Source organism: Streptomyces sp. NPDC039424 (assembly GCF_055639495.1).
Genome location: NZ_JBVKAI010000003.1, coordinates 79408 through 99789, shown reverse-complemented (window position 1 = coordinate 99789; position 20382 = coordinate 79408). Strand labels below are relative to the sequence as shown.

Annotated in this window: 16 protein-coding genes; 7 read left to right on the top strand and 9 right to left on the bottom strand. The window is 71.0% G+C overall.

Going from position 1 to position 20382, the window contains the following annotated elements:
* The first annotated feature begins 55 nt into the window (after positions 1–55).
* Positions 56–2452 (top strand): Orn/Lys/Arg family decarboxylase, encoded by a 2397-nt coding sequence (locus ACZ7L0_RS08685; RefSeq protein WP_471241702.1) that lies wholly within the window; start codon positions 56–58, stop codon positions 2450–2452.
* 30 nt (positions 2453–2482) lie between these two features.
* On the opposite strand, the gene ACZ7L0_RS08680 is transcribed toward ACZ7L0_RS08685, so the two are convergent.
* The 3 genes from ACZ7L0_RS08680 to glnA form a co-directional block, all read right to left on the bottom strand.
* Positions 2483–2647 (bottom strand): hypothetical protein, encoded by a 165-nt coding sequence (locus ACZ7L0_RS08680; protein WP_471241701.1) that lies wholly within the window; start codon positions 2645–2647, stop codon positions 2483–2485.
* A gap of 76 nt (positions 2648–2723) precedes the next feature.
* Positions 2724–3419: an alpha/beta fold hydrolase gene (locus ACZ7L0_RS08675; RefSeq protein ID WP_471241700.1), complete on the bottom strand. Its 696-nt coding sequence runs from the start codon at positions 3417–3419 to the stop codon at positions 2724–2726.
* A gap of 227 nt (positions 3420–3646) precedes the next feature.
* A complete protein-coding gene (gene glnA, locus ACZ7L0_RS08670) occupies positions 3647–5008 on the bottom strand; it encodes a type I glutamate--ammonia ligase (RefSeq protein ID WP_471241699.1) in 1362 nt (453 codons plus the stop codon).
* A gap of 327 nt (positions 5009–5335) precedes the next feature.
* On the opposite strand from glnA, the gene ACZ7L0_RS08665 reads away from it, so the two are divergent.
* Positions 5336–6520 carry a globin domain-containing protein gene (locus ACZ7L0_RS08665; RefSeq protein ID WP_471241698.1) on the top strand — a complete coding sequence of 395 codons (1185 nt, stop codon included), beginning with the start codon at positions 5336–5338 and terminating at the stop codon, positions 6518–6520.
* On the opposite strand, the gene ACZ7L0_RS08660 is transcribed toward ACZ7L0_RS08665, so the two are convergent.
* Positions 6517–6954, bottom strand: a complete 438-nt coding sequence (locus tag ACZ7L0_RS08660; RefSeq protein WP_471241697.1) for an RrF2 family transcriptional regulator — start codon at positions 6952–6954, stop codon at positions 6517–6519. The two genes, ACZ7L0_RS08665 and ACZ7L0_RS08660, sit on opposite strands and share 4 nt — an antisense overlap.
* A 147-nt stretch (positions 6955–7101) precedes the next feature.
* Here ACZ7L0_RS08660 and ACZ7L0_RS08655 point away from each other — a divergent pair, with 147 nt between their 5' ends.
* The 4 genes from ACZ7L0_RS08655 (at position 7102) to ACZ7L0_RS08640 (ending at position 12747) form a co-directional block, all read left to right on the top strand.
* Positions 7102–7785, top strand: coding sequence for a DUF3105 domain-containing protein (locus ACZ7L0_RS08655; RefSeq protein WP_471241696.1), 684 nt, complete (start codon positions 7102–7104; stop codon positions 7783–7785).
* Positions 7782–8411 carry a DUF305 domain-containing protein gene (locus ACZ7L0_RS08650; protein ID WP_471241695.1) on the top strand — a complete coding sequence of 210 codons (630 nt, stop codon included), beginning with the start codon at positions 7782–7784 and terminating at the stop codon, positions 8409–8411. Before ACZ7L0_RS08655 ends, ACZ7L0_RS08650 begins: the two co-directional genes overlap by 4 nt.
* Positions 8412–8629: 218 nt before the next feature.
* On the top strand, positions 8630–10567 hold the full coding sequence (locus ACZ7L0_RS08645; protein ID WP_471241694.1) for a S53 family peptidase: 1938 nt from the start codon (positions 8630–8632) through the stop codon (positions 10565–10567).
* 125 nt (positions 10568–10692) lie between these two features.
* On the top strand, positions 10693–12747 hold the full coding sequence (locus ACZ7L0_RS08640) for an NAD(+) synthase (RefSeq protein ID WP_471241693.1): 2055 nt from the start codon (positions 10693–10695) through the stop codon (positions 12745–12747).
* Between the two features lie 39 nt (positions 12748–12786).
* On the opposite strand, the gene ACZ7L0_RS08635 is transcribed toward ACZ7L0_RS08640, so the two are convergent.
* Complete coding sequence (locus ACZ7L0_RS08635) at positions 12787–13413, bottom strand: helix-turn-helix domain-containing protein (protein ID WP_471241692.1); 627 nt, start codon at positions 13411–13413, stop codon at positions 12787–12789.
* A gap of 88 nt (positions 13414–13501) precedes the next feature.
* Between ACZ7L0_RS08635 and ACZ7L0_RS08630 the strand changes: the two genes are divergently transcribed.
* Entirely contained in the window at positions 13502–14896 is a 1395-nt protein-coding gene (locus ACZ7L0_RS08630; RefSeq protein WP_471241691.1) for an MFS transporter, read from the top strand.
* 387 nt (positions 14897–15283) lie between these two features.
* Here the strand turns inward: ACZ7L0_RS08630 and ACZ7L0_RS08625 are convergent, their stop codons facing one another.
* The 4 genes from ACZ7L0_RS08625 to ACZ7L0_RS08610 form a co-directional block, all read right to left on the bottom strand.
* Entirely contained in the window at positions 15284–16504 is a 1221-nt protein-coding gene (locus ACZ7L0_RS08625; RefSeq protein WP_471241690.1) for an MFS transporter, read from the bottom strand.
* 100 nt (positions 16505–16604) lie between these two features.
* Entirely contained in the window at positions 16605–17663 is a 1059-nt protein-coding gene (locus ACZ7L0_RS08620) for an endonuclease/exonuclease/phosphatase family protein (RefSeq protein WP_471241689.1), read from the bottom strand.
* A 185-nt stretch (positions 17664–17848) separates the two neighbouring features.
* Positions 17849–18478: a TetR/AcrR family transcriptional regulator gene (locus ACZ7L0_RS08615; protein WP_471241688.1), complete on the bottom strand. Its 630-nt coding sequence runs from the start codon at positions 18476–18478 to the stop codon at positions 17849–17851.
* A gap of 131 nt (positions 18479–18609) precedes the next feature.
* On the bottom strand, positions 18610–20199 hold the full coding sequence (locus ACZ7L0_RS08610; RefSeq protein WP_471241687.1) for an MFS transporter: 1590 nt from the start codon (positions 20197–20199) through the stop codon (positions 18610–18612).
* Positions 20200–20382: the final 183 nt, after the last annotated feature.

Sequence of the window (20382 nt, the reverse complement as noted above, 5' to 3'; positions counted from 1 at the left end):
ACCAGGCCGCCCGGACACTCGGGGCGAGGCGGCGCGGGCCGCCGAAGGGGGCGGCATGGCCGAGAACAGGATCCTGGTCGCGGTACGGGAGCACCACCGGGACGAGGGGGCGGGCGCCGAGCAGTTGCGGAAGATCCGGGACGCCATCGAGTCGGGCGGGTTCGGGGTCCGCTGGGCGGTCACCGCCGCCGACGCGGAGGCGATCCTGCGCACCGAGGCCGGTCTGGCCGCGGCGCTGGTGGCCTGGGACCTGCCGGGCACCGCGAGGGCGAACGGCAACGGGGACGCGGGTGGCGCCGCCGTCCTGCGCCGGATCGGCCGCCGGTTCCAGAACCTGCCGGTGTTCCTGGTCATGGCGGAGGAGGGCGTGCGCGACCTGCCGCTGTGGGTGTCGGAGTCGGTGGTCGGCTACCTCTGGCCGCTGGAGGACACCCCCGGCTTCATCGCGGGCCGGGTCACCACCGCCGCCCGCGCCTACCGGGAGGCGGTCCTGCCGCCGTTCTTCCGGGCGCTGCGCCGGTTCGACGACGCGCACCAGTACTCCTGGCACACCCCGGCGCACTCCGGTGGCGTCGCCTTCCTCAAGTCGCCCGCGGGACGGGCCTTCCACGACTACTTCGGGGAGCGGCTGCTGCGCAGCGACCTGTCGATCTCGGTCGAGGAACTCGGCTCCCTGTTCGAGCACACCGGCCCGATCGGCGAGGCCGAGCGGAACGCGGCCCGGGTCTTCGGAGCGGACCTCACCTACTTCGTGCTGCACGGCGACTCCACCTGCAACCGGCTGGTCGGCCACTTCAGCGTCACGCGCGACGAGATCGCGCTGGTGGACCGCAACTGCCACAAGTCGGTGCTGCACGGTCTGGTCGTCTCCGGTGCCCGTCCGGTCTATCTGGTCCCCACCCGCAACGGCTACGGCCTGGCCGGGCCGCTGCCCCCGGCGGAGCTCGACGCCCAGGCGGTGGCGGCCCGGATCGCCGCGCACCCGCTCACCCCGGACGCCGTGTCGCCGCACGCCCAGTACGCCGTCTTCACCAACTCGACCTACGACGGCCTGTGTTACGACGCGGTGGCGACAGCCAGGGCGTTCGCGCCCAGCACTCCGCGGCTGCACTTCGACGAGGCGTGGTTCGCGTACGCGCGCTTCCACCCGCTCTACGCGGGCCGTTACGGCATGTCGGTGGACGAGGACGCCTTCCCGGAGTCGTACCGGCCCACCGTCTTCGCGACCCAGTCCACGCACAAGCTGCTGGCCGCGCTCTCGCAGAGCGCCATGGTGCACGTCCGGCCCGCGCCCCGGGCGCCGGTGGAGCACGACCGGTTCAACGAGGTGCTGATGATGCACGGCACCACGTCCCCGCTCTATCCGATGATCGCCTCCCTGGACGTGGCCACCGCCATGATGGACGGGCCGCAGGGCCGCTGGCTGGTCGACGAGGCGGTGACCGAGGCGGTCCGGTTCCGTCAGGAGATGGTCCGGGTCCGGCGGCGCATCGAGGCCGCCGGGGACCGGCCGCCGTGGTTCTTCGGTGTGTGGCAGCCCGAGACGGTGACCGATCCGGCGAGCGGCGAGCCGCTGCCCTTCGACGAGGCACCGGCCGACCTGCTGCGCACCGACCCGTCCTGCTGGACCCTCCGGCCGGGCGCCGACTGGCACGGCTTCCCCGGGCTGAGCGAGGGCCACTGCATGCTGGACCCGATCAAGGTCACCCTGACCTGCCCGGGGATCAGCGCCACCGGCGAGATGGCGGACCGGGGCATCCCGGCCCGGGTGCTCACCGCCTATCTGGCCACCCGGAACATCGTGGTGGAGAAGACCGACAGCTACACCGCGCTGCTGCTGTTCTCCATGGGCATCACCAAGGGCAAGTGGGGCACCCTGCTGGACGCCCTGATGGACTTCAAGGCCCTGTACGACGGCGCCGCCCCGCTGGAGCGCGTACTGCCCGCCCTCGCCGCCCGGCACGCCCGGCGCTACGCCGGCCTGACCCTGCCCGAACTGTGCCAGGAGATGCACGACCATCTGCGCTCGGTCCGTCTGGTGGAGCTGCTGGACACCGCCTTCCAGCGGCTGCCGGAGCCCGTCGCCCCACCCCAGCTGTGTTACCAGCGCCTGGTACGCGGCGGCACCGAACGCGTCCGCCTCACCGAGGCGGCGGACCGGGTCGCCGCCGCCATGGTCACCGTCACCCCACCGGGCATCCCGGTCCTCATGCCCGGCGAGAGCACCGGCACCTGCGACGGCCCGCTCCTGCGCTACCTCACCGCCCTGGAATCCTTCGACCGCCGCTTCCCGGGCTTCCGCAGCGAGACCCACGGCGTCACGGTCGACGAGGACACCGGCGACTACCTGATCGAGTGCCTGCGCCCGGAGGAGACCCCGACCCCGGCAAAGCGCCGAACCTCCGCACCGGCCCAACGACGCGCCCCCGAGCCGGCCCGCCCACCCCACTGACCCCGAGACCGCCCCCGGCGGAGCGCCGGGTCAGAGATCGTCCGGGAGGATCCGGAAGTGGGTGTGCTCGAGCGATCCGTACCGTGCCCGTACGGCCGGCGCGGCGCCCAGGATCTCAGGCGTGGACGGCGCCAGGACCAGCCGCATCTGCCGCACTCGCTCGGCATCCTCCTCGCGCGCCGCTGCGCCTGCCACCGCCGGTGCGGGGCCTCGTAATCACCACCCTTCGACGGCTGGCCCAACGACGGCCAGGGCGTGTATCGGAAGTGGATCAGGCCGTGTCGGCGAGTTCGACGAGGTGGCGGGCCGTGCGAGCAGCTTCAACGATCTGGTGCAGGTGCGCGCCGGGCAGGTGTGCCACACGCCAGCCGCGTTCGCGTGCCTCGGCGGCAAGGTCGTCATACGGAGGGCCGAACAGCAGGTAGGAACAGGGGTGGTCGTCCCAGCCGCTGGGGACCGGGATGCGCTGCTCGTAATAGGACAGCGGCAGCGTCGGCTGCTCCTCGATGACTGTCTGCCGCACTGTCGGATCGGAGAACATGGGGGCGAGGTCCGCCTCGTCCCACCAGTCGGTCCAGCGTGGCAGTCTGCCGTTCACGGCCATCGGACGGAGAAATTCCAGCAACTCGGGTGGGGCGACCGGGGTCGGTCCGGTCCTGGCCGGCAGCGCGGCGTCGACGAAGATCGAGCTGGTCACGGGATGGTCGAGGCCCGAGCGGATCGTCGGGAGGAACAAGCCCGCGTTGCTGTGTGCCACCAACGTGACAGGGCTGCCGACCGGGACCTGCTGGAGGTCGTCGCGGACCGCCTCGGCGATGCGGGGCCAAAATGGCGGAGCGCCGGCTCCTATGTGCAGCAACGAGGGGACCCGCACCTGGTGTCCCGCCGCTGTCAGGTGTTCGGCCACGGGGTGCCAGGTCGAGGGGCCTACGGACGGGCTGTGCACGAGAACGAAGATCGGCTGCATTTGTCGATCCTGTCGCCCACGCCATCGCAGGCGCGACCTGCTTGGCTGAGAGCAGAACGCCGCTTCGAAGGTAGGCGCGGTTCTGGCGGGAGGCAGCGCGACCTGCGCACCGCGCGGCCCTGCGGCGGCCACAGACGGCCTCGGAGAGGCCATACGGCTCCGGGGCCAGTGGTCGATCACCGCTGACCCCGGAGCACACCCGAGAAAGAAACCCCGCTGACCTGCGCCTACAGCACCGGCAGGTTCTTCCGCAGCTCGAACGCCGTCACCTCGGAGCGGTACTCCTCCCACTCCTGGCGCTTGTTGCGGAGGAAGAAGTCGAAGACGTGTTCGCCGAGGGTCTCGGCGACCAGGTCGCTGCCCTCCATGAGGGTCAGGGCCTCGCCGAGGTTCTGCGGGAGGGGCTCGATGCCCATGGCGCGGCGCTCGGCGTTGGAGAGGGCCCAGACGTCGTCCTCGGCGCCGGGCGGGAGTTCGTAGCCCTCCTCGATGCCCTTGAGGCCGGAGGCCAGCAGGAGGGCGTAGGCGAGGTACGGGTTGGCGCCGGAGTCGAGGGAGCGGACCTCGACGCGGGCGGAGCCGGTCTTGCCGGGCTTGTACATCGGGACGCGGACCAGGGCGGAGCGGTTGTTGTGGCCCCAGCAGATGTAGGAGGGGGCCTCGCCGCCGGCGCCCGCGGTGCGCTCGGAGCCGCCCCAGATGCGCTTGTAGGAGTTGACCCACTGGTTGGTGACCGCGGAGATCTCCGCCGCGTGCTTGAGCAGGCCCGCGATGAAGGAGCGGCCGACCTTGGAGAGCTGGTACTCCGCGCCGGACTCGTAGAACGCGTTCCGGTCACCTTCGAAGAGGGACAGGTGCGTGTGCATGCCCGAACCGGGGTGCTCGGAGAACGGCTTGGGCATGAAGGTCGCCTGGACGCCCTGCTCCAGCGCCACCTGCTTCATGACCAGGCGGAAGGTCATGATGTTGTCCGCCGTGGAGAGCGCGTCGGCGTAGCGCAGGTCGATCTCCTGCTGGCCGGGGGCGCCCTCGTGGTGGGAGAACTCGACCGAGATGCCCATCGACTCCAGCATGGTGATCGCCTGGCGGCGGAAGTCCATGCCGATGTTCTGCGGGGTGTGGTCGAAGTAGCCGGAGTTGTCGGCGGGCGTCGGGCGTGAGCCGTCGAGGGGGCGGTCCTTCAGCAGGAAGAACTCGATCTCCGGGTGGGTGTAGAAGGTGAAGCCCAGGTCGGAGGTGCGGGCCAGGGCGCGCTTGAGGACGTAGCGCGGGTCGGCGAAGGACGGGGAGCCGTCCGGCATCAGGATGTCGCAGAACATGCGGGCGGTGCCGGGGGCCTCGGCGCGCCAGGGCAGGACCTGGAAGGTGGAGGGGTCCGGCTTGGCGATCATGTCGGACTCGTATACCCGGGCGAAGCCCTCGATGGCGGAGCCGTCGAAGCCGATGCCCTCGTCGAAGGCCTGTTCAAGCTCGGCCGGGGCCACGGCCACGGACTTGAGGAAGCCCAGCACGTCCGTGAACCACAGGCGTACGAACCGGATGTCGCGCTCCTCCAAGGTCCGGAGCACGAACTCCTGCTGCTTGTCCATCTTCCGCTTCCCCATCCTTGCTGGTCAGGCCGCCTGTCTCCGGTAACACCGGAAGCGGTCGGGCACCTGAGCATCCCACCACAACACCATTTCACGCGTGTTGCGGACCTTGATCGCCCGGCCGTCCTCGACCTGAACGGCCCGCGTACGGCAGGTGTACCGCTCTTCGCCCATCTTGCCTGCTCGCACCGATATCCGTAATGGCCGGTCCGCTTCCTCCGTGAGCGACACCACGCTTCTTAAAGTTGCATCTTAAATGCAACTTTAAATACCGTTCTGACCAGTGCCGGGCCCGTGCCGGGTCCGTAGAGCCATCAGGAGTCCGCCATGCTCTCCGAGCAGTCCGCAGCCACCGTCCGCGCCACGCTCCCCGTCGTCGGCGCCGCCATCGGCGAGATCACCGAGCGTTTCTACGCCGGGCTCTTCGCCGCGCACCCCGAGCTGCTCCGCGACCTGTTCAACCGCGGCAACCAGGCCGCCGGCACCCAGCGCCAGGCCCTCGCCGGTTCCATCGCCGCCTTCGCCACGCACCTCGTGGACCACCCGGACCAGCGGCCGGACGCGATGCTGGCCCGTATCGCGCACAAGCACGCCTCCCTCGGCGTCGCGCCCGAGCAGTACGAGGTCGTCCACCAGCACCTCTTCGCCGCCATCGTCGACGTCCTCGGCGAGGCCGTCACGCCCGAGGTCGCGGCCGCCTGGGACGAGGTCTACTGGCTGATGGCCAACGCGCTGATCGCCGTCGAGAAGCGGCTGTACGAGGAGAGCGGCAGCCGCGGGTGGCGGGAGTGGGAGGTCGTCGAGCGGGTCGCCGAGACCGCCGACGTCGTGAGCTTGCGGCTGCGCCCGGTGGACGGCGGGCCGGTGCGGGACTTCCGCGCGGGGCAGTACGTCTCCGTCCGCGTCGGGCTTTCCGACGGCGCCCGGCAGATCCGCCAGTACAGCCTCTCCGGGGCGCAGGGGTCGACGGTGCGGCAGATCAGCGTGAAGCGGGTGCACGGCGGTGCGACCCCCGACGGCGAGGTCTCCAACCGCCTGCACGCGCACGTGCGCGAAGGTGACGTCCTGGAGCTGTCCGAGCCGTACGGTGACCTCGTCCTGGACGACGCCGCGGACACGCCCCTGCTGCTCGCCTCCGCCGGCATCGGGGTGACCCCCATGGTCGCGATGCTGGCCCAGCTCGCCGGGACCGGCCACAGGGCCCCGGTCACCGTCGTCCACGGCGACCGCTCCCCCGCCGACCACGCCCTGCGCGCCGACCACGAGGCGTACACGGCGAAGCTGCCGGAGGCGACGGCGCACTTCTGGTACGAGGAGCAGGCCCCGGCGGGTGCCCGGTCCGGGCTGGTCGATCTGAGCGGCGTCACCGTCGCGGACGGCACGCGCGCGTATCTGTGCGGCCCGCTCCCCTTCATGCGCGCCGTGCGCGCCCAGCTGATCGAGAAGGGCGTGGCCCCGGCCGACATCCACTACGAGGTGTTCGGCCCCGACCTGTGGCTGGCCCAGGCCTAGGCCTGGGGCCTGGAGATCTCCAGCAGCAGCGGCCCGGTCGGGTCGGTGACCATGTCCGCCAGCGTGAGCGGGTCCAGCGTGGCGTAGAACGCCTCCTGGGCCCGCCGCAGGGCGCCGCGCAGGCGGCAGGCGGAGTTCAGGGGGCAGGGCGTGGGTCCCTCGCAGTCGACCACGTCGCCGTCGCCCTCGAAGGCCCGCACCACGGCGCCCACCGAGGCCGTACGGCCCTTCTCGCTGAGCGCCAGCCCGCCGCCCCGGCCGCGGCGGGCGTCGACCAGGCCCATGTGCTGGAGCTCGGCGACGACCTTCGCCGTGTGGGTGTACGGCACGTCCATGTCGCCCGCGACCTCACGGGTCGTGGGGCTGGTCCCGCCCGCGACGGCGAGCCGCATGAGCACCCGCAGCGCCAGGTCGGTGGATCGCAACAGCCGCATACCGGCAGCGTAGGTAATTTGCATACCGCGTTCAAATTATCGTCCGCCGGCCCGTTCCGGCGCCCTCCCTACGGGAGGAAACCTTTCCCCCACTACGATCAGCGAGCCCCACCCGTCCCTTCCCTTTCCCCCAGAAGGACACCGCCCATGGGTTCCGCCAAGAACAGCGGCAGCGCGGCGCGCAAGGCGCGCATAGAGGAGTTGCGGCGAGCCGAGCAGGCCCGCGAACGGCGCAGGCGGGTGCTCATCGTCGCCGCGAGCGCGGTGGTCGTCGCCGGTCTCGTGGTCGGCGGCGTCGTGCTCGTGCGCTCCCAGTCGGACGGTTCGGACGGCAAGGACACGGCGAGCGGGGCGTCGAAGAGCTCCGGGGACTCGGGCCACTTCACCACGGGCAAGGACGGCGTGCGGACCTGGTCCGGCAAGCTGGCCCGGATCCACGTCACCGCCCCCGTGAAGTACCCGATGCACCCGCCCGTGGGCGGCAACCACAACCCGGTGTGGCTGAACTGCAACGGCAACGTCTACACCTCGCCCGTGAAGGACGAGAACGCCGTGCACTCGCTGGAGCACGGCGCGGTCTGGGTGACGTACACCGCCAAGGCCGCGAAGGCGGACGTGGACGCGCTCGCGGCCAAGGTGAAGAAGACGCCGTACACGCTGATGAGCCCGTACGAGAACCAGGCGGCGCCGCTGGTGCTGTCGGCGTGGGGCCACCAGGTGGCCGTGAAGAGCGCCTCCGACCCGGAGGTGGACAAGTTCTTCGCCACGTACGTCCAGGGCGAGCAGACGCCCGAGCCGGGCGCCTCGTGCACCGGCGGGACGATGAAGTGACGCGGCTCGTCGGCCTGGTCGCGGGGGCCGCGGCGGCGGTGCTCGTCGCGGGCGGCGCGATCACCTACGCGGTGGCCCAGGAGGACGGGGACGCGGGGGCGCCGGCGCCGGGCGCGGAGTCGGCGGACGCCGGCTTCGCGCGGGACATGGCGGTCCATCACCAGCAGGCCGTCGAGATGTCGTACATCGTGCGCGACCGCACCAAGAACGAGGAAGTCCGGCGGCTCGCGTACGACATCGCGCAGACGCAGGCCAACCAGCGGGGCATGCTGCTGGGCTGGCTCGACCTGTGGGGGCTGCCCAAGGTGTCGGCCGAGCCGCCGATGACCTGGATGGGCATGGGTGACATGCCCTCCGGCAAGGACGGCGCGCTGATGCCGGGCATGGCGACCAACACGGAGCTGAAGAAGCTGGAGGGCCTCAGCGGCAGGCGGGCCGAGGTCCTCTACCTCCAGCTGATGACGGCCCATCACAAGGGCGGCATCCACATGGCCGAGGGGTGCGTGGCGAAGTGCACCGTCGGCGTGGAGAAGAAGCTCGCTCAGGGCATGGTCGACGCGCAGCAGTCGGAGATCCGGCTGATGGCGGACATGCTCAAGGAGCGTGGGGCGCAAGCGCGTTCTTAATACGCCCGCAAGGATGAAAGCCTCAAATCGCCCTGACCGAGGGTTCCTTGAGCTTCTCTTGACTCTCGCGTTCCCCTGGCATGAACGGTTCATCGAAAGAGTGACCCCCATCCTGTGATCCACGGGCCGAACCGCCGCGGGCCCGGCGCGGATCACCGGTGACCAACCACACATGCCTACATGCGCCTCCCATCGCGAGGCGCATCGCAGGGGGTTACATGAGATCCAACCGCGCCAACCTGCGCGCCGCGAGCCTGGCAGCGACACTGCCCATGCTCGCCGGCGCGCTGGCGCTCGGCACGCCCGCGGCGCACGCCGCGGACAACCCGGGCCGGGACACGCTGGCGGGCACCAAGCCCGCCTGGGCCACGGCCAAGGCGGACCAGGGCGCCACCTCGGACAGCGCCCAGGTCTCCGCCCGGGTCTACCTGGCCGGCCGGAACGCCTCCGGCCTCGCGGCCTACGCCAAGGCGGTGTCCGACCCGAACTCGCCGCAGTACGGCAAGTTCCTGAGCGCCAAGAAGGCGCAGGCCCGCTTCGGTGCCACCAAGGCCCAGGTGGCCGCCGTCACGTCCTGGCTGAAGTCGGCCGGGCTGAAGGTCACCGGCGCCACGCGGCACTACCTCACCGTCACCGGTGACGTGGCCGCCGCCGAGAAGGCGTTCGGCACCCAGCTGCACAACTACGCCAAGGGCGCCAAGACCTACCACGCGCCCTCGAAGGCGGCCTCGGTGCCGGAGGCCCTGAACGGCGCCGTCCTGACCGTCACCGGCCTGGACAACGCGCCGCACAAGGCGAGCCACAAGGACCAGCTGCCGCCGCCGGACGCCGTGTTCAAGAACTCCGGGCCGTTCTCCTCGTACTACGGCTCGAACGTCGCGAGCACGCTGCCGGACGCGTACGGCTCGAAGATCCCGTACGCCGTCAAGGGCTACACCGGCAAGCAGCTGCGCGCCGCCTACGGTGCCGGCACGTACACCGGCAAGGGTGTCCGGATCGCCATCACCGACGCCTACGCCTCGCCGACCATCGCCTTCGACGCGCAGAGCTATGCGAAGAAGCACGGTGACGCGGCGTGGAAGACCGGCCAGCTGCACCAGGTGCTGCCGAAGAACTACACGAAGACCGAGGAGTGCGGGGCGGCCGGCTGGTACGGCGAGGAGACCCTCGACGTCGAGGCCGTGCACGCGGTCGCGCCGGACGCCGACGTCACGTACGTGGGCGGCGCCTCCTGCTACGACGACGACCTGCTCGACTCGCTCAGCAAGATCGTCGACAACCACCTGGCCGACATCGTCTCCAACTCCTGGGGCGACATCGAGGCCAACCAGACGCCGGACCTGGCCGCCGCCTACGACCAGGTCTTCCAGTTCGGCGCGGTCGAGGGCATCGGCTTCTACTTCTCCTCCGGCGACAACGGCGACGAGGTCGCCAACACCGGCACGAAGCAGGTCGACACCCCGGCCAACTCGGCCTGGGTGACGGCGGTCGGCGGTACCTCGCTGGCGGTCGGCAAGGGCGACAAGTACCTGTGGGAGACCGGCTGGGGCACCGAGAAGGCCTCGCTGTCGGCTGATGGCAAGAGCTGGACCGGCTTCCCCGGCGCCTTCACCTCGGGTGCGGGCGGCGGCACCAGCAAGACCGTGGCCGAGCCCGCCTACCAGAAGGGCGTCGTCCCGGACTCGCTCGCCAAGGCCAACAGCGCCACCGGCAACCGCGTCGTCCCGGACATCTCGGCGATCGCCGACCCGAACACCGGCTTCCTGGTCGGCCAGACCCAGACCTTCCCGGACGGGTCGCAGCAGTACAGCGAGTACCGCATCGGCGGCACCTCGCTCGCCGCGCCGGTGATCGCGGCCGTCCAGGCCCTGGCCCAGGAGGCGCGCGGCGGCAAGGCGCTCGGCTTCGCCAACCCGGCGATCTACGCCAAGTACGGGTCGAAGGCGTACCACGACGTCACCGACAACCCGACCGGCAAGGGTCTGGCGGTCGCCCGCGTGGACTTCGCCAACGGCTACGACGCCGCCGACGGCCTGCTGACCTCGGTCCGCAGCCTGGGCAAGGACAGCTCGCTGTCCGCGGTGAAGGGCTACGACGACGTGACCGGCGTGGGCACGCCCGCGAGCGGCTACGTGGAGTCGTACAAGCGCCACTGAGGCACCGCCGGCAACGGCACCCTGAGGGGGCGCGGGGTGGGTCCACCCCGCGCCCCTTCGCCGCGCGTGGGGCGGCGCACACCCCGCACCACCCATCGCGTCGCTTTGACGATTACACTGGGCCCGTGCCTGAGTTGAACTTCTGGTCGATCTATCAGCATGGCTTCGCACGCGTCGCCGCGTGTACGGGTCACACCGTCATCGCGGACCCGCACGCCAACGCCGAAGCGGTCCTGCGCCACGCGCGCCGGTGCGACGGGGAGGGGGTGGCCGTCGCCGTCTTCTCGGAGATGGGGCTGTGCGGCTACTCGATCGAGGACCTGCTGCTGCAGGACGCGCTGCTCGACCAGGTCGAGGAGGCGCTGCAGGAGGTGGTGGCCGGGTCGGCCCAGCTGCTGCCGGTACTGGTCGTCGGTGCCCCGCTGCGCCACCGCAACCGGGTCTACAACTGCGCGGTGATCGTGCACCGCGGCCGTGTCCTCGGTGTCGTGCCCAAGTCGTACCCCCCGAACTACCGGGAGTTCTACGAGCGCCGGCAGATCGGCGACGGCGCCGACGAGCGCGGCGGCACGATCCGCGTCGGCGGCGAGACCGTGCCGTTCGGCGTCGATCTGCTGTTCGAGGCCGGGGACGTCCCCGGTCTCGTGCTGCACGCGGAGATCTGCGAGGACATGTGGGTGCCGGTGCCGCCGAGCGCCGAGGCGGCCCTCGCCGGTGCGACCGTCCTGGTCAATCTCTCGGGCAGCCCGATCACGGTCGGGCGGGCCGAGGACCGCAAGCTGCTGTGCCGTTCGGCGTCCTCCCGCTGCCTCGCCGCGTACGTCTACGCCGCGGCCGGCCTCGGCGAGTCGACCACCGACCTGTCCTGGGACGGCCAGGCCATGGTCTACGAGAACGGCGTGCTGCTGGCGGAGACCGAGCGGTTCCCGCTCGGCGACAGTCACGCGGTGGCCGACGTGGACCTCGACCTGCTGCGGCAGGAGCGGCAGCGGATGGGCACGTTCGACGACAACCGCCGTACGCACCGCGCGCGGACCGGTGACTTCCGGACGGTCACGTTCGAGCTCGATCCGCCGCCCACCGACCTGGGGCTGCGCCGTCGCCTGGAGCGCTTCCCGTTCGTGCCGGCCGACGCCGAGCGCCTCGCCCTGGACTGCTACGAGGCGTACAACATCCAGGTCGCGGGCCTTCAGCAGCGACTGGCGGCGATCGGCGGCCCGAAGGTGGTCATCGGGGTGTCCGGCGGCCTCGACTCCACGCACGCGCTGATCGTCGCCGCCCGCGCGATGGACCGCGCGGGCCGCCCGCGCAGCGACATCCTGGCCTTCACGCTGCCCGGCTTCGCCACCAGCGACCACACCAAGGACAACGCCCACAAGCTGATGAACTCGCTCGGCGTCACCGCGGCCGAGCTGGACATCACCCCCACCGCGCGGCTGATGCTGAAGGAGATGGGCCACCCGTTCGCGTCCGGCGAGCCGGTGTACGACGTCACCTTCGAGAACGTGCAGGCCGGACTGCGCACCGACTACCTGTTCCGGCTGGCCAACCAGCGCGGGGGCATCGTGCTGGGCACCGGTGACCTGTCGGAGCTGGCGCTCGGCTGGTCCACGTACGGCGTGGGCGACCAGATGAGCCACTACAACGTCAACTCGGGCGTGCCGAAGACACTGATCCAGCATCTGATCCGCTGGGTCATCAGCAGCGACCAGTTCGACGAGGAGACCGGCAAGACCCTCGCGGCGATCCTCGACACGGAGATCAGCCCGGAGCTCGTACCGGGCGAGGAGATGCAGTCCACCGAGTCCAAGATCGGCCCGTACGCGCTGCACGACTTCACGCTCTTCCATGTGCTGCGCTACGGCTTCCGGCCGTCGAAGATCGCCTTCCTGGCCTGGCACGCCTGGCACGACCCGGACGCCGGAGCCTGGCCGCCGAACTTCCCGGAGGCCAAGCGGGTGGCGTACGACCTGGCGGAGATCCGGCACTGGCTGGAGGTCTTCTGCCGTCGCTTCTTCGCGTTCGCGCAGTTCAAGCGCTCGGCAATGCCGAACGGGCCGAAGGTCTCGGCCGGCGGTTCGCTCTCGCCGCGCGGTGACTGGCGCGCACCGTCCGACAGCTCGGCACGGGCCTGGCTGCGAGACCTCGCCCGCTTGGACGTCCCGGAGGCGGGAGGCTGAGGCGGCGTCGATGACGGCCACAGCAGGTGCCATCAGTGATCACCCCGAGCAGTCCCCCGGGACATCCCCGAAGGCCCCCTGTACCGTCGCGGACGGACCCGCGCGGACGACCGCCTGGGCGCCGCGTGGTCCGAACAGGTGCAGGATCTCCACGGCGGTCGTACCGGCCGGGCCGAACCAGTGGGGTTCGCCCGTGTCGAACTCGGCCACTTCACCGGGGCGGAGTGTGAGTTCGTTCTCCCCGAGGATGAGGCGCAGCTCGCCCGCGAGGACGTAGAGCCACTCGTATCCGTCGTGGGTCACCAGCTTCGGCTCACGAGGTGCCAGCACCTGCTTGAACACCTGCACCCGGCCCGGATACTGCGTCAGGGGCACGAGGACGCTGCCGTGCCCCCTGCTCAGGGGCTTGAGATGCACCCGGGGGTCACCGCTGGCCGGCGCGGCCACCAGCTGGTCGAGTGCGACGCGGTGCGCCCGCGCGAGGGGGATGAGCAGGTCCAGCGTCGGGCGCCGTTTGCCTGATTCGAGACGGGACAGCGTGCTCACGGAGATCCCGGTCGCGGCCGCGAGCGCCTCCAGCGTGAGTCCGCGGTCCCGGCGCAGCGTGCGCAGCCGTGGCCCGATGTCTTCGAGTATCTGTTCCAGTTCCACGTCCACGGAGCCCATTTTGCGGCCTCCGCAAAAGTGCTGGGCGGCGGTCGTCGTCCGGCCGGAGTCTTGCCGGGCAGCTACTTCCGGACGTGAGAGGCGGGCCATGACCACGACGACCCATCCTGTGCAGCCCACTTCGGGCGTGCGCAGGCGCTGGACGGTGCTGGCCGTCTGCTGTCTGAGCATGTTCCTGGTGGGCCTGGACACCACCATCGTCAATGTGGGTCTGCCCGCCATCGGGCACGGCCTGGGGGCCGGGACGCGCGGTCTCGAATGGACCGTCGACGCGTACACCCTCGTGCTGGCCAGTCTCCTGATCTCCTCCGGCGCGCTGGCGGACCGGTTCGGACGTAGACGGGTGTTCCAGTCGGGGCTGGTCGTGTTCGGCGCGGCCTCGCTGGTCTGCGCGCTCGCCCCTTCGGCGGGCGCGCTCATCGCGGCCCGTGCGGTGCAGGGAATCGGTGCCTCGATGCTCAGTCCCGTGGCCCTCGCGATCGTGGTGAACGCGATGCCCGACCCGAAGGAGCGCGCGCAGGCCATCGGGGTCTGGGCGTCGGTCTTCGGGCTCAGCATGGCCGCCGGTCCCGTCACGGGCGGCGCCCTCGTCGCCGTGTTCGGCTGGCGGTCGGTGTTCTGGATCAACGCGCCGGTCGTCGTGGCCGCCCTCGTGCTCAGCGCCGTGTTCGTGCCGGAGTCCCGAGGACTGCGCGGGCGGCGGCTCGACTTCCCGGGTCAGGCCCTGCTGACCGTGGTCATCGGGGTCGTGGTCGGCACCCTCATCGAAGGGCCGCGCATCGGCTGGACATCGGCCTCGGCGCTGGCCCTGTACGGGGTCGCCGTCGTGGCGACGGCCGCGTTCGTCTGGGTCGAGTCACGCCGACGCGAGCCGCTGATGGATCCTCGGCTCTTCCGGCGTCCGGTGTTCAGCGGTGCGGTGCTGGGTGCCGTGGCGGTGTTCGTCGCACTGAACGTGACGCTGCTGCTCAACACCCTCTATCTGCAGCACACCCGGGGATGGACGCCGCTGGCCGCCGGGACGGCGACCCTGCCCATGGCTGTGGGGGCGATCGTCTGCGCACCCCTGTCCGGGCATCTGGTCGGTCGCCTCGGGCCACGGCTGCCGCTCGCCCTGGCCGGCGGCTTCATCACGGCCGGCGGGCTCTGCCTCACCGGGCTCGACCAGCACACGAGCGTGCCGCTGCTGCTGCTGGCCTACCTGCTCATCGGCACCGGCTTCGGCTTCGCCAACGCCCCGATCACCAACACCGCGGTGAGCGGACTGCCGCCCGCCCGGGCCGGCGTGGCCGGAGCGATCACCTCCACCGCCCGCCAGCTCGGCTCCGCCCTCGGCATCGCCATCGCCGGCGGCCTGGTCACGACCGCCGGCCCGGCGGGCATCGCACAAGCGTCCCGTCCCGGCTGGCTCCTGGTCGCCGCCTGCGGAATGTCCCTCTTCCTCGTCGCCCACGCATCGCGGCCGAAGCGGGACCCCGGGTGAGAACGGCCGGTCCAGCAGGATCAAGCGTGCCGCTGCTTCTGCCGGCCCACCTGCTCATCGGCACCGCGGAGAGCGGACTGCTGCCCGCCCGGGCCGGCTTGAGCGGAGCGCGCGGTGAGCGACTGCCTCCCGCCCGGGCCGGCTTGGCCGGAGCGCGCGGTGAGGCGACCGCCTCCCGCCCGGGCCGGCTTGGCCGGAGCGATCACCTCCACCGCACGCCGACTCGGCACCGGCTTCGGCTTCGCCATCGCCGGTGGCCTGGTCACGACCGCCAGCCCGGCGGGCATCGCACTAGCGTGCCGTCCGGGTCGGGTCCTGGTCGCCGTCCGCGGAGCGTTCCTCCTCGGCGCCCACGCATCGCGTCCGAAGAGGGACCCCGGGTGAACGTCAGTGGTGCAGCGCCTCCATGTCCTGCGGGACGTGCGAGGCGACCAGCCGTTCCCGTCCGCCCGCGGGGGCCTGGCGGCGGTCCACGACGTACGCCAGGCCGGCCACGCCCAGGCCGAGCACCGCCAGTGCCGACCCCGCGACCGCCGGAGACGTCGCGCCGAAGCCCGCCGCTAGGGCGAGGCCGCCGATCCAGGCGCCGCCGGCGTTGGCCAGGTTGAAGGCGGCCTGGTTGGCGGAGGAGGCGAGGGAGGGGGCGGACGAGGCCTTCTCCATGACCATGAGCTGGAGGAGGGAGCCGGTGACGAAGGCGGCCATGCCGAGCAGAGCCACCGCCAGCGCCGCGCTCCACTCCGCGCGCATGAGGACGGGGAACAGCAGCAGTACCGCCGCCAGGGAGCTCAGGCCCCCGAACAGGGTGCCGCGCAGCGAGTGGTCGGCGAGACGGCCGCCGAGCAGGTTGCCGGCGGTGGCGCCGACGCCGAACAGGGCGAGCAGCAGCGTCACGTTGGTCTCGGCGAATCCGGCGGAGTCCGTCAGCATCGGGGTGACGTAGCTGTACGCCGAGAAGAGGGCGCCGAAGCCCGCCACGGTGGTGCCGAGGGCCAGCCAGACCGGCAGGGAGCGCAGGGCGGCCAGTTCGCCGCGCAGGCCGGTCGGGGAGGAGGCGTGCGTGTGGTCGTGCGGGATGAGCAGGAAGAGGGACGCTATCGCCGCCAGGCCGATCGCGCTGACGCCGAGGAACGTGGCCCGCCAGCCCAGGTGCTGGCCCATGAGGGTGGCGACCGGGACGCCGGCGACGTTGGCGACGGTGAGGCCCAGGAACATCAGGGAGACGGAGCGGGCCTTGCGCTCCGGCGCCACCATGGTCGTCGCGACCACCGCGCCGACGCCGAAGAAGGCGCCGTGCGGCAGACCGCTCAGGAAGCGCGCGCCCAGCAGCGACTCGTAGCCGGGGGCGAAGGCGGAGAGCGCGTTGCCCACGACGAACAGGGCCATCAGGCCGATCAGAACCGTGCGCCGGGACATCCGCGCGGTGAGCGCGGCCAGCAGCGGGGCGCCGATGACGACGCCCAGCGCGTACGCCGAGACGAGGTGTCCGGCGGTGGGGATCGAGATGTGCAGGTCGTCCGCGACATCGGGCAGCAGGCCCATCATCACGAACTCGGTCGTACCGATGCCGAAGGCGCCCACGGCAAGGGCGAGTAGGGCCAGGGGCATGAGGGAGGGACCTTTCAGAGCGGTGGTTCCGTACAGTTGCTGATTCTCTCAGTATGTTCAAGTACGGAACAAAGGCTCTCGGGGTCGGTATTCCAGGGAGTCAGGGGCCCGTTGCCGATGTGGTGACGTTCACACGCGCCGCCACCGGCAGGTGGTCGCTGCCGGTCTTCGGCAGGGTCCAGGAACTGTCCGGCTCGATGCCCTTCACCATGATCTGGTCGATCCGGGCCATCGGGAACGAGGCCGGCCAGCTGAAGCCGAAGCCGCTGCCCGCCGCGCCCTGTGTGGAGCGCATCTGCGAGGTGACGGCGTTCAGGGCGCGGTCGTTCATGGTGCCGTTCAGGTCGCCGAGCAGCACGACCTGCTTCAGCGTCTCGTCGGCGATCGCCTCGCCCAGCGCGTCGGCGCTCTTGTCACGCTGCCGGGCGGTGAACCCGGCCTCCATCTTCACCCGCACGGAGGGCAGGTGGGCGACGTACACCGCGACCGGACCGTGCGGCGTGGTCACGGTGGCGCGCATCGCCCGCGTCCAGCCCAGCTTGATGTCGACGGCCCGGGCGCCGCCCAGCGGGTACTTGCTCCACAGCCCGACGGTGCCCTGCACCGAGTGGTACTTGTACGTCGGCGCCAGCGCCTTCTCGTACACCGGGACGGCGGACGCCTTCAGCTCCTCCAGCGCCAGCACGTCCGCGCCGGAGGAGGCCACGTCCCGGGCGGTGCCGGACGGGTCCGGGTTGTCGGCGTTGACGTTGTGCGTGGCCACCACCAGGTCACCGCCGCCGCCCGACTTGTCGGTGAGCAGCCCGCCGAAGAGGTTCAGCCACACGATCGCGGGCAGCAGCACCGCGATCAGCGCGGTCGCCGACTTCCGTACCAGCCCCAGGACCACCAGTACCGGGATGGCCAGCCCCAGCCAGGGCAGGAAGGTCTCCGTGAGGCTGCCCAGGTTGCCCACCCGGTTGGGGATGTGCGAGTGGACCAGCATCACCAGCGCGAGCAGCAGCGCGAGCACGGCGAGGACGACGCCCCGGCGCCAGACGCGTGGGTCGCCGCGCCAGTCGTCCAGAAACCGCTTCACCAGGCGCCGAAGCCGGGGTCCCCGGCGCTCGGGGCCCGAGCCTCCGTTGTCCGTCTCCGTCATGTACGCCTGCTGCGCCATACCGTCTGCCTCACTGCCTGCCGTGCACACCGTCGTCCCCCGTGCTATCCGACCCTAGGGGATGATCGGCCTCGTTCCCGCCGTCCCATGGCGGCCGTACGGGCACGAGGACGAACAAGTCGGCGCCGGGAGTTCCGGTTACCCGGGTGACAGGCCCGGACTGTGACGAAACACGCACATTCCGCTTACGCCTCCGTGGAGCTGACGGGCCGTAGGCCTTCGAGGACCGTGTCGACGATCTGCTCCGAGAGTCCCTCGGGCAGATCGGCGTCGGGGCGCATGAGGGAACGGGTGAGCATGGGGCCGGCGAACATGTCGTTGGCCAGTTCGAGGTCGATGTCCGTGCGGAGTTCGCCGTTGAGCTGCCCCCGGCGCAGGACCTCCATGCCGAGGTTGCGCCGGGGAGTTATGACGCCGGCGTGGTACGCCGCCCAGACCTTCGGGCTGCTCTTCATCTGGGCGTACACGTTGTGCAGGATCGCCGACGAACGGCTGACCAGGCCGCGTTGCCGCAACGACTCCAGCAGCACCACGAGGTCGTCGCGCATCGAGGTGCCGGGGAGGACGGGGTCGGGGGGTTCGGCGGCCCGCATCACGTCGACGAACAGCTCCTCCTTGCCGCTCCAGCGCCGGTAGATGGTCGCCTTGCCGACGCCGGCGGTGCGGGCGATGCGCTCGATGGAGAGTTCGGCCAGTGAAACGCCCTCCTCCAGCAGCCTCATCACACCCTCGATGATGGCCTGTTCCACGGCCTCGCTGCGGGGGCGGCCCCTGGTGGGGGCACACGGCCGGGGCCGGCTGTCGGCAAGGCTCACGTCATTCCGTCCTTTCACCTGCTGCGCCGATTGTCGCGCAGCTGCCTGCTCCCCCGCTGTTCGAACCTCCCCCGTCGATCCCCGTCGGACCCCATGGGTCCCCTGTCGACTCCCTGTCGGTCCCCCGCCGGTTACTCTCCGGCCGCCACCAACTGGGGTTCCTCCTTGCCCTCCTGCGGCGCCGGCGGCTTGCCCGGCAGGAAGACGGCCACGACGACCGCGCCGATGAGCGCGACCCCGGTGCCGCACAGCGCGGTGACGTGCATGGCGTGCAGGAAGGCGTCGTTGGCAGGGTCGACGAGGACCTTGCCCTGGGGGCCGAGCTTGGCGGCGACACCGAGGGTCGCCTCGATGGACTCGGCCGCGGTGTCCCTGAGACCGGGAGGCACCGGGCCGAGCTTGCCCTCGATGCCGTTGCGATAGGAGGTGGACAGGACCGAGCCGAGGACGGCGATACCGAGGGCGCCGCCGACCTGGCGGAAGGTGTTGCTGAGGGCGGAGGCGGAGCCGGCCTTCTCGCGCGGCAGCGCCTGCATGATGACGACGGACGTCGGCGTCATGATGTGCGCCATACCGGCGCCCATGAGGAAGAAGTTGACCTCCAGCAGCCAGATCGGCGTGTCCGCCTCGAAGACGGCGAAGACGGCCAGCGTCACGGCGATCAGCAGCAGACCGGCGGTGGTGGTGGCCTTGTTGCCGAACCGGTCGACCACCAGCCGGGCGCGCGGCGCGAAGACCATCTGCGCGGCGGCCAGCGGCAGCATCAGCACGCCGGACTCCAGCGGCGAGTAGCCGCGCACGCTCTGGGTGTAGAAGACGCCGAAGAACGTCACGCCCATCAGCGCGAAGAACACCAGCGCGATGGCGCTCATGGCGGCCGAGAAGACCTTGTTCCTGAAGTAGGTGACGTCCAGGGACGGGTGGTCGCTGCGCTTCTCGAAGACCACGAACGCGGCGAGGACGACGAGGCCCGCGGCGATGGTGGCGAGCACGGTCGGGTCCGTGAAGTCGGCCAGCTCGCCGCCCTTGATGATGCCGTAGACGAGCAGGACCAGGCCGACCACGGACAGCACGACGCCGATGGGGTCCAGGCGGCCGGGGCGCGGGTCGCGGGAGTCGGGCACCAGCCACACCATCAGCGCGAGCGCCAGGATCACGATGGGCACGTTGATGAGGAAGACCGAGCCCCACCAGAAGTGGTCGAGCAGCGCGCCTCCGGTGATCGGCCCGATGGCGATGGCGAGACCGACGCCGCCCGCCCAGATGCCGATGGCCTTGGGCTGCTCCTCGCGCTCGAAGACGTTCATCAGTACGGCGAGGGTGGCGGGCATGACGAAGGCGGCGCCGAGGGCCATCAGGGCGCGGTAGGCGATGAGCTGGCCCGGCGAGCCGGACTCGGCGGCCAGGGCCGAGCCGATGCCGAACACCACGAGCCCGCCGAGCAGGACCTTCTTGCGGCCGAGCCGGTCGCCGATGAGACCGGCGGTGAACAGCAGCCCCGCGAAGACGAGGGTGTAGGAGTTGATCGCCCACTCGATCTCGCTCTGGGTGGCGCCGAGGCCGGTCGGCGCCGGGGTGGAGATCGTCTTGACGGCGACGTTCAGGATCGAGTTGTCCAGTACCACGATGAGCAGGCTCAGCATCAGCACGCCGAGGATCGCCCAGCGGCGCCGGTGGACCTCTTCCGGTATCCGGGGCGCGGGGACGGCAGGAGTAGTCATGCGGCCGAGCCTAGGACAATTCCAATACGGCACCGTCTCGTATCTGAATTCCTTTACGAAGGTCTTACCGATGGCCCTTGCCGATGGCCTTGCTCAGATGGACGCAAGCCGTGCGCGAGGGATCACGGGGGTCCCCTCTGGCCCTGACTGGCACGAGGTGCCACCATGGAGGAGATCCGGGGA